This is a genomic window from Bacillus sp. OTU2372 (assembly GCF_038440275.1).
Lineage (GTDB): Bacteria > Bacillota > Bacilli > Bacillales > Cytobacillaceae > Neobacillus > Neobacillus bataviensis_B.
This window is the reverse complement of the sequence record NZ_JASATK010000004.1, coordinates 23,606-36,067: the sequence shown is the minus strand read 5'-3', so window position 1 is coordinate 36,067 and position 12,462 is coordinate 23,606. Positions and strand designations below refer to the sequence as shown.

The 12,462-nt window shown below is 37.7% G+C and carries 13 protein-coding genes and 1 pseudogene; 12 read left to right on the top strand and 2 right to left on the bottom strand.

Translation table 11 applies throughout. The features are described 5' to 3' along the window. Positions 1–198 precede the first annotated feature (198 nt). Complete coding sequence (locus AAHB15_RS09505) at positions 199–765, top strand: CBO0543 family protein (protein WP_144561901.1); 567 nt, start codon at positions 199–201, stop codon at positions 763–765. A 168-nt stretch (positions 766–933) separates the two neighbouring features. Here the strand turns inward: AAHB15_RS09505 and AAHB15_RS09500 are convergent. Next, positions 934–1,269: pseudogene (locus tag AAHB15_RS09500) on the bottom strand (L,D-transpeptidase). 185 nt (positions 1,270–1,454) lie between these two features. Here AAHB15_RS09500 and AAHB15_RS09495 point away from each other — a divergent pair. From AAHB15_RS09495 to AAHB15_RS09470, 6 genes are all read left to right on the top strand, one after another. Continuing rightward, positions 1,455–1,592: a hypothetical protein gene (locus AAHB15_RS09495; RefSeq protein WP_177177349.1), complete on the top strand. Its 138-nt coding sequence runs from the start codon at positions 1,455–1,457 to the stop codon at positions 1,590–1,592. 513 nt (positions 1,593–2,105) lie between these two features. After that, entirely contained in the window at positions 2,106–2,480 is a 375-nt protein-coding gene (locus AAHB15_RS09490; RefSeq protein WP_342042270.1) for a MerR family transcriptional regulator, read from the top strand. A 207-nt stretch (positions 2,481–2,687) separates the two neighbouring features. Then, positions 2,688–3,821 carry an NADH-dependent flavin oxidoreductase gene (locus tag AAHB15_RS09485; protein ID WP_335575926.1) on the top strand — a complete coding sequence of 378 codons (1,134 nt, stop codon included), beginning with the start codon at positions 2,688–2,690 and terminating at the stop codon, positions 3,819–3,821. Then, complete coding sequence (locus tag AAHB15_RS09480) at positions 3,818–3,991, top strand: SDR family NAD(P)-dependent oxidoreductase (protein WP_335575928.1); 174 nt, start codon at positions 3,818–3,820, stop codon at positions 3,989–3,991. Before AAHB15_RS09485 ends, AAHB15_RS09480 begins: the two co-directional genes overlap by 4 nt. Before the next feature lie 289 nt (positions 3,992–4,280). Next, positions 4,281–4,535, top strand: coding sequence for an aspartyl-phosphate phosphatase Spo0E family protein (locus AAHB15_RS09475; protein WP_342042269.1), 255 nt, complete (start codon positions 4,281–4,283; stop codon positions 4,533–4,535). A 196-nt stretch (positions 4,536–4,731) separates the two neighbouring features. Then, the gene (locus tag AAHB15_RS09470; RefSeq protein ID WP_042463323.1) at positions 4,732–4,932 is read left to right on the top strand and encodes a cold-shock protein; all 201 of its coding nucleotides are present in this window, start codon (positions 4,732–4,734) and stop codon (positions 4,930–4,932) included. 261 nt (positions 4,933–5,193) lie between these two features. On the opposite strand, the gene AAHB15_RS09465 is transcribed toward AAHB15_RS09470, so the two are convergent. Continuing rightward, a complete protein-coding gene (locus tag AAHB15_RS09465) occupies positions 5,194–5,379 on the bottom strand; it encodes a hypothetical protein (protein WP_335574057.1) in 186 nt (61 codons plus the stop codon). Between the two features lie 723 nt (positions 5,380–6,102). Here AAHB15_RS09465 and AAHB15_RS09460 point away from each other — a divergent pair. From AAHB15_RS09460 to gucD, 5 genes are all read left to right on the top strand, one after another. Next, positions 6,103–7,956: a sigma 54-interacting transcriptional regulator gene (locus AAHB15_RS09460; RefSeq protein WP_335574056.1), complete on the top strand. Its 1,854-nt coding sequence runs from the start codon at positions 6,103–6,105 to the stop codon at positions 7,954–7,956. Positions 7,957–8,507: 551 nt separating this feature from the next. Further along, the gene (locus tag AAHB15_RS09455; protein ID WP_342042268.1) at positions 8,508–9,407 is read left to right on the top strand and encodes a fumarylacetoacetate hydrolase family protein; all 900 of its coding nucleotides are present in this window, start codon (positions 8,508–8,510) and stop codon (positions 9,405–9,407) included. 55 nt (positions 9,408–9,462) lie between these two features. Beyond that, entirely contained in the window at positions 9,463–9,762 is a 300-nt protein-coding gene (locus AAHB15_RS09450; protein ID WP_335574064.1) for a UxaA family hydrolase, read from the top strand. Further along, positions 9,755–10,924 carry a UxaA family hydrolase gene (locus AAHB15_RS09445; protein ID WP_335574063.1) on the top strand — a complete coding sequence of 390 codons (1,170 nt, stop codon included), beginning with the start codon at positions 9,755–9,757 and terminating at the stop codon, positions 10,922–10,924. Before AAHB15_RS09450 ends, AAHB15_RS09445 begins: the two co-directional genes overlap by 8 nt. A gap of 23 nt (positions 10,925–10,947) precedes the next feature. Further along, positions 10,948–12,414, top strand: a complete 1,467-nt coding sequence (gucD, locus tag AAHB15_RS09440) for an alpha-ketoglutaric semialdehyde dehydrogenase GucD (RefSeq protein ID WP_335574062.1) — start codon at positions 10,948–10,950, stop codon at positions 12,412–12,414. The last annotated feature ends 48 nt before the right edge of the window (positions 12,415–12,462 follow it).

Here is a 12,462-nt window from a genome sequence, read left to right as displayed (position 1 = left end):
AAACGCTATCCTGGAGTTGATCAAGATAGCGTTTGGGCCAAATATCGCAACGGATATTTTAGTCAACAGGTGAAAAATACTAAGTTTATTTGATAAGCTAGACCAATATTCCTGATTCCTTAAACAAACTAGGTAGAATAGTTGAAGAAGCTAGGGGAAAACAAGCAGAAAAAAGTGAAGTTGAAAAAGGTGGATTCGATGACTTACCAAGAAGGATTGAATCAAATAGATAAAGCAACTCAAAAAATTACTGAAGCTAATCAGTTAATTATTGACTCAATTATGAACGCTTTTTTATTTACGTGGCAATGGTGGATCGCTTTAGTAATGTTAGTTGTACCTTGGATTATCTGGGGGATATTCCGTGAACGAGAGAGTTCAGCTCGTATATTTTCTGCTGGTTTATTAGTGATAGTTTTAACCGAAATCCTTGATACGGTTGGTGTTAGTTTTGGAAAGTGGGCTTACCCAGTGAAAGTTATACCTGTAGCCACGCTAAACTTCTCATTTCGACTTTCTGTTTTACCTGTGTTAGTAATGCTGTTGTTGCAATGGAAGCCTCGCTTTAATCCATATATTAAAGCAATTTTTTTTGGTGGATTTAGTGCATATGTGGGTCTGCCAACCTTGGCTATTATAGATTTATACAAGAAAATTGATTGGAATTTTACATATTCGTTCTTTATTTTAACTTTACTGTATTTACTCGCTCACTGGTTTAGTCGAATAGATACTTTTAAAAATATTGAAAACGTTAATCGTTAGGTTTCTTGGTTAAACTAACAGGGGCTTATATTTATAAAAAAGCTGCTATGGCGGCTCTTTTTGTTGTTCCACTATTGGGGAGTTATTTAACAAAAAAGATGAAAATCCATCTCTTTTGATGTCGCACTTTATAGTAACTACTTAAGTAAAAGAGCGGGAATTATAGATTCATTTATGAATAAAAACCCTAGTACCAATTGGAACTAAAGATGATAATTCTAGAACATTATGATTAAACATTCTAATTCACCCGTGCGAGACATTCTTACCTATAGAAGATGGATTATTTGTTCCATGTATACCGTAATGAGGTCTTGACAATCCCATCCAAAGCACTACAAATGGTCCACCAGGATTAGGATCCTTGTTGATAATCGTGTATGCTCCTGTATGTGTTAGTGATAATATTTTTCCAACAGCAATTGGGTAAGTTTTTAAAAGCCTGTTACGATCAAAAAGTTTTAGTTGGTGTTTTGATGTTGATACATCAATCCATTTCGCCATGAAGATCAACTCCTTTTTAATGTATCAAATTGGTTTTTGGAAAGCATTACTGTTCTGAACCACGAAGATTCATCGGCTGCCATCGATGCAGCTTTTTTTATATTGTTTAACATAAGGACATAAAATCTTCGTTACTGCTGCATACTATTTTTATCAAATTCTTTTAATGAATTGAGGTTTTGAAAATGGATGAAATGAGAACTACAAACCAAGTAGAAGAAGTAAATAAACACCTTAAAGAGATTCCCAAGGAAGTCGAAGAAAGAAGAATTGAAAATCAGCCTCAAACTGGTAAAAACGAGAAAGCCATCGAGCCGTTTTAAACACATAAGCCTGTAGTAAAGCCTCAGGTCTGATCTGGCGTGGAGAATAATAAAATCAGAGTATGGGAAATTTCCCATACTCTGATTTTATTATTTGGAATTGTGTTGAGAATAAGAAATGTGCTGAGGCTTGACATCCAGAAAATTTTTCCCAACCTTTGAAACAGAGGCGCTTATAACTGTCTATCCGAATAGCTTAACAACCTTGGTTTCGCTAGTCGTTTGCTTTGATTGAACGCATCCTGCAAAGGAAACAAGTAATAAAAAAATTGTAGCGCATGAAAGAAATATGTTTTTTGTGAAAAACATTTGGTAAACACCCCTTTATAATACTGCAGCGAGTTTCGCTTTTTTATATGCCATTGGTTTATAACTTTGCAAAAGCACCTCAAACGGGCAGAGAAATTTATAAATTTTGACTTAGAGTAAACTCTAAGTATTACTCTTTCTTTGTAACACAAATTAAAAAAGAAATAAGAAATAGACATATCAGATTTAATGGAGGCGGTATAGTTGACATATTCTATTGGGAAATTTTCTAAAATCGTTGGGTTAAGCGAACATACATTGAGGTTTTATGAAAAAGAAGGGTTAATAAAAGTAAACAGAGACGATAACAATGTCAGAATCTACACCGATGAAAATAAATTATGGATTGAATCACTGCTCCACCTGAAAAATACGGGGATGTCTCTAAAAGATATGAAGCAATTTGCAATGTGGGGGCATGTTGGGGATGAGACAATGGAAGCTAGGTTAACCCTACTTATAAATCATCGAAAAAAAGTAGTGGAAGACTTTGAGAAGCTTCGTCAAAGTTTAGAGCATCTGGATAATAAAATTAATTTTTATGAAAATGAATTAGGAGACTGTTTCTCTAAAAATTAAGCTACCAGTCGTTTTTTCTATTTGCGATTTTTTGATAAATCTCATACATACGGCTTTCGAAATCATATTTTTATAGAAAAAAATAAAAATGATAAAACACTTGCTTTAAAGTCCACTCTAAGGATTAATCTATTCTTGCACCAGTAAAACATATGAAGGGTTAATAAACCTTTACAAAATAATAAACAAATAGAAAGAGGTTAAAAAATGAACACAAAATATAGCAACTTATTTGAATCACTTACATTTAAAAATGGGATCACCATTAAAAATAGAGTCGTTATGGCGCCGATGACAACTTGGAGCAGCAATGATGATTACACCATTTCAGATGAAGAAGTGAAATATTATAAAAAAAGAGTTAACGGTGCAGGACTTGTAATAACCGGCTGTACGCATGTGCAACCAGACGGTATAGGTTTTACACATGAATTCGCCGCTTATGATGATAAATTTACTCCAAGTCTACGAAAATTAGCGAATGCGGCGAGAAGTGGTGGAGCTCCTGCATTACTTCAAATTTTCCATGCAGGGAACAAAGCACTTCCATCTTTAACTCCAGGTGGTGAGGTGGTTAGTTCCAGTCCTGTAGAGACTGAAGCTACTGGATTTGCTCCTTCAGTATTACCTAGAGAACTTTCACATGATGAAATAGTGGAAGTGATTCATGCGTTTGGAGAAACAACAAGACGAGCCATTGAAGCTGGTTTTGATGGAGTTGAAGTTCATGGTGCACACGGATTTTTACTTCAAAACTTCTTCTCTCCTTTCTTCAATAGACGTGAGGATGAATGGGGTGGATCTCTAGAAAATCGCTTGCGTTTCCCATTGGCAGTCGTTCAGGAAATGAAAAATGTGATTAAGAAGCATGCAACAAAGCCGTTTATTTTCGGATACAGAATATCTCCTGACGAACATCAAGAAGGCGGTTTGAGAATGAAGGATACCTACGAATTAATTAATCGTCTTATTGAAGCAGATGTTGATTATGTACATGCTTCATTGACTGATGCCCTTTCCTCAAAGCCAGTCGATAGTCAAGATGAAAAAACATATCTTGAATTAATTGTTGGACATGTAAACGGCAGAGTTCCTGTAATGGCTGCAGGTTCTATGGTCACTGCTGATGATGTTGCAACAGCATTAGGTAAGGGTCTATCCTTAGCAGCGGTTGGTCATGGATTAATCATGAATCCAGACTGGGTAGAAAAGGTCCAGAATGGAAAAGAAGCTGAAATTGAGACATCCATTAAGACTTCAAAAGTAAGCGATCTGGAGCTTCCAGAAAAACTTTGGGGCATAATTCAAACTTCAGGTCCATGGTTTAAGATCGAAGAATAGAGGCTCGTCGTGAGGACCGATTAATGAAATTAAAAGAAGATATTCAAATTAAGGGCGGGCAAGCTATTTATAAAGTGACGGATGTTGCCTCACATGAACAAATGGAAGGGTTAGCTGAGTATGCTCTTAAAGAGTTTGGAAAAATTGATGTAATGGTCAATCGATTATGATGATTTAAATGATTTTTTTAATCATATAGAAAACCTTCAGGAGTTTAAAATATCTTTGATAGTTTTATAACATTTACTTTAATATTTATTCAAAAGTGTGGCTGAAATGGTCGCTCTTTTTCTTTAACCTAAATATTACGGATAACGTCTATTTTTGTCTATTTTTATCTTGTTTTATCGAATCTATTTATCTCAGGTGGGATAATGTTATAATTTGCTTGTGTCTAGTTACCTCATAAGATTTACAGATATACACAGTTATATTAATTTTTCGAGGTGTGAGTCTATTATGATACCAGCAGAGTTGGAATTTGCAATAAGCAAGAAAAGGGAAGAGATGATTAAGATAGGAATGGACAAAGGATTGTTATGTAATGAAACAATCAAATGTAGCCAAGAACTCGATAAGCTTCTTAACGATTATAATTATGTATTAATTGAAACTAAACGATCCAATCCTATAGATGTATATCAAGAATTTTTAATATTTCTACAAAAAACAATTTATAAGTCTTTACGAGGTTACATTATCAATTTTTTCTAACTTGCAACGTGAAAATTATTAATTTTTCATTTTGGTATAGGTCTTCTTGCAAATACTTTTAAAAAATGTTAATATTTAGAAGAATTATTTTTGATCGGTGTAAAGGATGGTATAAGATTAACTTTTCGTCTTGATGATCACTGAGTGCAAGGATAGTAACATATTGTGTGCAAAGCACACAGCAGGAGGAAACACAATGGAACAAGGTAAAGTAAAATGGTTTAACGCAGAAAAAGGTTTCGGATTTATCGAGCGTGAAGGCGGAGAAGACGTATTTGTTCATTTCTCAGCTATCCAAGGCGAAGGTTTCAAATCTTTAGACGAAGGTCAAACAGTTACTTTTGACGTTGAGCAAGGTCAACGTGGAGCTCAAGCGGCTAACGTGCGCAAAGCTTAATAATAAGAACAAACTAAAGCAGGCTCTTTATAGAGTCTGTTTTTTTATTTCTTCTATTAAAAACAAGGAGCCCCACTCACGAATGAGTAGGGCACATGTAAAAAAGTAAATCAAATGGTAAACAAAGTGTACCATATTATCACGAATTCTCCTAATTACCTTTGAATAAATATTTTAAAGTGCTTATTTTTATCGTGGATTTGTTGTAATAATGGATAAGAGAAAAGCACCCGTTTAGAATGCTTTCCATAATAATCATATTTACTTACTGAACAAGCTTTTTACACCTTTATAAATTAAGACTAGTGAGAAGACTAGAATTGTTAGAATGCCAAGGATATTTGTAACTGGTGAAACGCTTTCAAGAAATGAATCAGCTAAAGGAACTTTTATAAGTGCAAAGCCAGATAAAATTGTAGCAAGAAATAAGAAAATCCGATTATCCATTTGTTTCTCCTCCTTCCTATGTGATTGATAAAATATATGTCATTATTATTACAAATATGTCATTTATATAACGAAAATTATATATTAATTTAGAAATATCCAGACCAATGACTGGAGTCATTCCTAAATCTTCCTCCTAAACTAGTGATTTGCCAGTACCCCTAATTCCTCTTTATGCTAACTATCTTTCTATTCCTAGCCTAACTATAAAACTAAATACCCCTGAGCCAGTCCAAACACAATTTTTTCTCCGAATCCAAACAATTATTGGACCTGCTTTAATTCCAATAATTAAAATCGTTTTCGTTGAGCATTTTTCTTTATGTCCTTAATAAAGGGGTACAAAGAACCTTCTTTGAGCTTTATACTAGTTTAAAGAGCAATTGAACAGTTCGAGCCACTTAACAACAAGAACAGTTAAGCAGTTTTCCTGTACTATGTATTGAAATCGCTAACAATCCAAATAACTCAGCACAAAACTTACGATACTAAAAAGTTATAAGTGTAGTTAAAGATATTAAATGATTCCGTCATTTTAAGTGATTAATAAATCTCATCTTTTAATCTTAGAGAGAGGTTTTTCAAAGGGAATGGTTTGAGACCTCCTGGAGATGAAGCCGCAATTAATTTCGCAGATTATTAAAAAAAAATAGAGGTGTCTACTTAATGAACAATATACTCGTCATTGCTCCCTATGAAGCCTTAGTAGAGCAGGCCGAAAGAATGAATGAAATTTGTGAAATACCTTATACCGTTATTCCAGGGAATCTCAAGGAAAATCTTGATGAAATCAGAACTTATATCAATCAAGGTGTAAAGATTCTCATCTCTCGTGGGGGAACAGCCCAAGCTTTACGAAATTCATTCGATTTACCTGTCATTGAAATACCCGTTACGTCTGTCGACATTTTAATGGCGTTAAGTAAGGCAAGTGAGCAAGGTTTTAAAAAAATCGCCTTTATCACGACGTTAAATATTTTATTTCAAGCTAAGCATTTTAATAACATTATGGACATAGATTTGCAAATCTTGCCCTGTCAAGATGCTAACGAAATACCTGCGAAGGTGAAACATCTAATTGAAGACCAGGGAATAGATGCAGTAGTGGGGGATGTAGTAGCCACACAACAAGCGATAGAGCGTGGAATCTATGGATGTCTTTTAGAATCGGGTCCTATGTCCCTTCAAATAGCCCTTAATGAAGCCGCAACAATTTTAAAATCAATGGAAAAGGAGAAGGCTCGTTTAAAGCAACTTGAAGCGATTCTTAATTTTACAACTGAGGCAGTTCTTACAATAGATAATAATGAGAAGGTTACCGTATATAATGCATCAGCTGAGAGAATATTTGGCGTGCCAATAAACCAGGTACTCGGGAATAAGTTAACTGAGTGTTTACCCGAAAGTCTATTAAATAAAGTTTTATCCGAACATGATGAGGAAAAAAATATCCTTCTTAAGATTAATGGAAAGAAGATTGTTTGTAACCGGGTTCCTATTATCATTCATGGTAGGTTCCATGGAGCAGTGGCTATTTTTCAAGAAATTGGTGAAATTCAAAATTTAGAAATGAATATCAGGACTAGGCTTAATGAAAAAGGATTAGTGGCCAAGAAATCCTTCTATGATATTCAGGGTGGTAGCCCAGAAATGCTCAAATGTATTCAACAAGCGAGACAGTATGCTAAATCTAACGGTACTGTTTTTATTTATGGTGAGACGGGGACAGGAAAGGAACTCTTTGCACAGAGCATTCATAATGAGAGCAAGCGGGCTAAGGGACCTTTTGTTTCCGTTAACTGTGCTGCATTGAGTGAGAATCTACTTGAAAGTGAACTTTTTGGATATGTCGAGGGTACTTTTACAGGGGCACTGAAAGGAGGGAAGATGGGGCTTTTTGAATTAGCCCATGGAGGTACATTATTTCTCGATGAATTAGGGGAAATCTCCCTAAATTTTCAAGCGAAACTCCTAAGGGTATTGCAAGAAAAGGAGGTTCGACGTGTTGGAGGAGATCGGGTAACTCCTATTGATGTTCGGATCATCTGCGCTACGAACCGGGATCTGCGTGAAGAAGTTCGATTGGGGCGTTTTCGTGAAGATCTTTATTATCGGCTGAGTGTATTGGAGTTACAATTAATGCCACTCAGGCAGCGTAAAGACGACATCGTCCCTATGGCTATATCCTTTTTCAAGAGTGAATGTATAAAAGAGCAAAAGGTTTTGTTTTTGCCGCAGGATCAACTTTTTGATTGTCTAAAAAGTTACGATTGGTTTGGTAATGCACGGGAATTGCAAAACTTCATCGAAAGGTTAGTCATTAGTACTGAGGAAGGTGAAGAGTTAACAGAGTACAAGATTTGTGAGCTGTTGGCTGAGAAGAAAGGGAAACTTTACGACAGAGGGGGACAAAATCAAGACGAGTTACAGGTCACAATCTCAAATCGATTTGAAGATATGGAAAATCAGCTCTGGAAGCAGCTTCTTGAGCGTTATCATGGAAACAAGGATAGACTTTGCAAGGATTTTGGAATAAGTAAAACTACCCTTTGGCGCAAGTTGAACTTTCATAAATGAGGTGCATTATTTTATATTTGCAAAAAAATTTCAAATATGAAAGTTAAATTTAAATAAGCTGTTATAAATAGCTTCTTATTCTTACTGAATAGGAGCTATTTTTTGTGCCTGACAACCTTAGATTCGGCAGTTTGGTTAACTTTTCAAAAGTTTTATAGGAACTCCCTTTTTTGGCATGGAATTTGCGAAAGGCAAATTCAAGAGGAGGACTTTAGTCTAACAAAACTACCTTTTATAGCAAAAGTTGACCTTTATAAATGAGACTTCAAATCTTTCATATTTGAAATATGAATTTCAAATATGAAAGATTTGAAGCAAAAAAGTAACTAAATTAAATAGTTTCTTTTTCTATAATGAATAGGAGTTATTATTGTTGGAGCATGACAAAACTTGATTTGATAGGTTGTTTGGTGTTTTTTTTTTGAAAAATGATATCATCTTTCTTTTTGGCACGAAATTTGCATTTAAAATTAATGAGAACGCAAGACAAAATTAATTGGGAGCGTTACAACAGTTTAAACACTGTAATTAATATTTTAAAGGAGGACTTTATGCGTATTATTTCTTATTTAAATGAAAAGTCAGTTCCCGTTCTTGCTGCTCTAACAAATGAGGGGCGTATCTATTCTCTGCCTCAAAAGGACTTCTTAGAGTTAGCTCAGCAAGCAAAAGATCATGATACTTCTCTTCTTCACTTTGTTGAAAGCGCTATCTCTACCTTAGATCCAATATTACAATCTCTGGATAAACTATCATTGATGGTTCCGATTGAAGCTCCTGAAGTATGGGCGGCCGGAGTTACGTATGAAAGAAGCAGGGACGCCAGAAACTTCGAATCTATTGATGGTATAAACGGTTTAACCACTGTCTATGACAAGGTCTATGATGCCAAACGTCCTGAAATTTTTCTTAAATCCACAGCCGCAAGGACAGTTGGTTCAAATGATAAGCTATATCTTCGAAGTGATTCTAAGTGGCAGATCCCTGAGCCAGAATTAGGACTTGTCATTAATAGCGAGGGAGAAATTTTAGGTTATACCATTGGAAATGACCTGAGCTGCCGTGATATTGAGGGGGAAAACCCACTTTATTTACCCCAGGCAAAAATCTGGAGAAATTCCTGTTCTATTGGTCCAGCCATACTTCTATCTGAAGCGGTTCGAGATCCTTATCAATTTGAAATTACCTGCAGAATCTATCGGAACGGCGAAAAAGTGGTGGAAGGGAGCGCTAATACCCGCCAGTTAAAGCGAAAATTTGACGAGCTTGTTTCATATCTCCTTAAAGATAATCTGATTTTTAACGGCACTGTTTTATTGACAGGCACATGTATTGTTCCCCCAAATGAATTTACATTAGCAGATGGAGACCAAATAGAAATTGACATATCTGATATTGGGGTTTTACAAAATACTGTCCATCTTGCAAAAAACGTTGTACACAATTTGTAAGCCATTCTCTAACTATTTTTAAAAGAAGACCAATATAAAGCAGGGGAGATTTAAGATGAGTACAGCTTATAAATCGGTGATGATGAAGCCGGATGATAAAGTGGCTGTGGCTTTAGAGGGTATTCCAGCAGGGAGTCATGTCAAGGTCACATGCCAGGGGAACAGCTTTGAAGTTGAATTAAAGGAAAAAATTGAATTCGGACATAAATTCGCTGTCAAGTCGATCTCCAAGGGAGAGGATATTCTTAAATATGGTGAAGTGATTGGTTCAGCCACTACAAAGATTGATATTGGTGAACATGTTCATATTCACAATTTGGAAGGAAAAAGAGGACGGGGGGATAAAGTTGAGTAGTGGAAAGAAGTTTTGGGGATATAGGCGCCCAAACGGTCAAGTAGGGGTAAGAAACCACGTATTAATCTTGCCTACGATTACTTGTGCAACCCAGGCAGCAAAACAAATTACCGAATTAGTGCAAGGCACGGTCTCCTTTATACATCAGCATGGATGTGCACAGGTAGGTGTAGATTATGATCAAACATTCCGTACTTATGTAGGAATGGGGGCCAATCCAAATGTTTATGGCGTGGTAGTTCTAGGACTTGGCTGCGAAACCCATCAAGCACGCAGTGTTGCAGGAGAGATAGCCAAGACAGGAAAGCCGGTTGAAGTGGTTTCCATTCAGGACCACAATGGAACACTTGGTGCAATCGCTGAAGGATCTAGAATAGCAGTGAAAATGGTACAGGATGCTTCCGCACAAATGAAAGAACTCTGTGATTTCAGTGAGCTCATTATCGGCACCGAGTGCGGCGGTTCGGATGCATGTTCCGGTCTATCAGCCAATCCAGCAGTAGGAGTCGTTAGCGACATGCTTGTTAATAACGGAGGAACTGCGATATTAGCAGAAACGACAGAACTAATTGGTGCTGAACATCTATTGGCACAACGTGCAGTCGATGACAGGACAGCCAAGAGAGTATATGAAGTAATCGGTGCTATGGAAAATCGGGCCATCATGATGGGAGTAGATATCCGTACAGGGAATCCAAGCCCTGGAAATATCAAGGGAGGGTTGAGTTCTCTCGAAGAAAAATCGTTAGGTGCTTCCAATAAGTCTGGCAGCAGCCCTTTACAAGAAGTGATCGATTATGCACAAGTCCCATCCAAAAAAGGTCTGGTTTGGATGGATACTCCGGGACATGATATTGAACAGCTAACGGGAATGGTGGCTGGTGGAGCCCAAATTGTTTTGTTTACTACAGGAAGAGGTACACCTACCGGATCACCTATTGCTCCTGTAATCAAAATTGCAACCAACACTGGAATTTTTGAAAGAATGGGAGATAACATCGATTTGAATGCCGGAACGATTATCGAAGGCATTGAATCAATTGAGTCGGTTGGCCAGCATATTTTTGATGAAATTAAGCTTGTTGCTTCTGGAAAGCTGACGAAAGCAGAAATTCTGAAACAGTATGATTTTGGTATTTGGCGCATTGGCCCTACATTTTAGGAATATGGAAAGGAGTTTTAATCATGACCACTTCAGTTCAGGTAAAAACCCATCTTAACTATATTAACGGAGAATGGGTATCATCAGTCAGAAATAAAGTCGGAGCAGCCATTAATCCTGCCAATAAAAATGAAATCGTCGGCTACGTACAGTGCTCGACAGGGGAAGATGTTGACAGGGCTGTGGCTGCAGCCAAGAGAGCGCAAAAAGAATGGCGCCGTCTTTCAGGAGCAGAACGAGGTGATTATCTCTATAAAATAGCAAATAGTTTGGAAAGGCGGCTTGAAGAGGTTGCCGAAACGATGACAAGAGAGATGGGTAAAACGTTCCCTGAAGCAAAAGGAGAGACAATGCGCGGGATTGCCATCCTCCGTTACTATGCTGGTGAGGGGATGCGCAAAGCGGGTGATGTGATACCAGCCACTGACAGCAAGGCGTTAATGTTTACGACACGCGTTCCGCTTGGAGTCATCGGTGTAATTTCTCCTTGGAATTTTCCGGTAGCCATTCCGATCTGGAAGATGGCCCCTGCCTTAATTTATGGGAATACTGTTGTAATGAAACCGGCACAGGAAGCAGCTGTTACAGCCGCAAAGATTATGGAGTGTATGCATGAGGCCGGCATCCCGGCTGGTGTAGTCAATATGGTTACCGGAGCTGGATCCGAAGTCGGCACAGCAATCGTCAACCACTCAGACGTAAACGGCATTACGTTTACAGGTTCCAATGCCACTGGGAAACAAATTGGTCAGGCAGCTCTGGCCCGCGGAGCAAAATATCAGCTGGAAATGGGCGGGAAAAATCCTGTCATTATTACAGCAAATGCGGATTTAGATCTGGCGGTAGAAGGAACAATTAGCGGCGGCCTTCGTTCGACAGGACAAAAATGTACTGCTACAAGCCGGGTATTTGTTCAGGCAGAGATATACGATGCATTTAAAGAGAAACTGCTTGAACAGGTCAAAGAAATTACAATTGGAAACGGCATGGAAGGCACTTCATGGATGGGACCATGTGCCAGTGAGAACCAGATGAAAACCGTACTCTCGTATATTGAAAAAGGGAAAGCAGAGGGTGCAAGATTAATATACGGCGGTGAACGGTACACAGAGAACGGAGGCGAAAACGGCTTTTTTGTCAAGCCTGCCATATTTGAAGAGGTTACGAATGGAATGGTCATTGCCCAGGAGGAGATCTTTGGTCCGGTGCTGGCACTTATTAAAGTGGAATCAATTGAAGAAGCGTTAACTCAGGCTAATGATGTCGAGTACGGTCTTAGTGCCTCCATTTATACAAAAGACATCGGCACCATGATGTCGTTTATCAACGACATCGAGGCTGGACTTGTACGGATTAACGCGGAAACTGCGGGTGTTGAATTACAGGCACCATTCGGGGGCATGAAACAGTCCAGCTCGCACTCCCGTGAGCAGGGCCAGGCTGCGGTCGAATTCTTTACCGCAATCAAAACAGTATTTGTAAAAGCATAGAAAGATAGATTCATTAAACCCCTAAAATCTTCTTAGATTTTAGGGGGA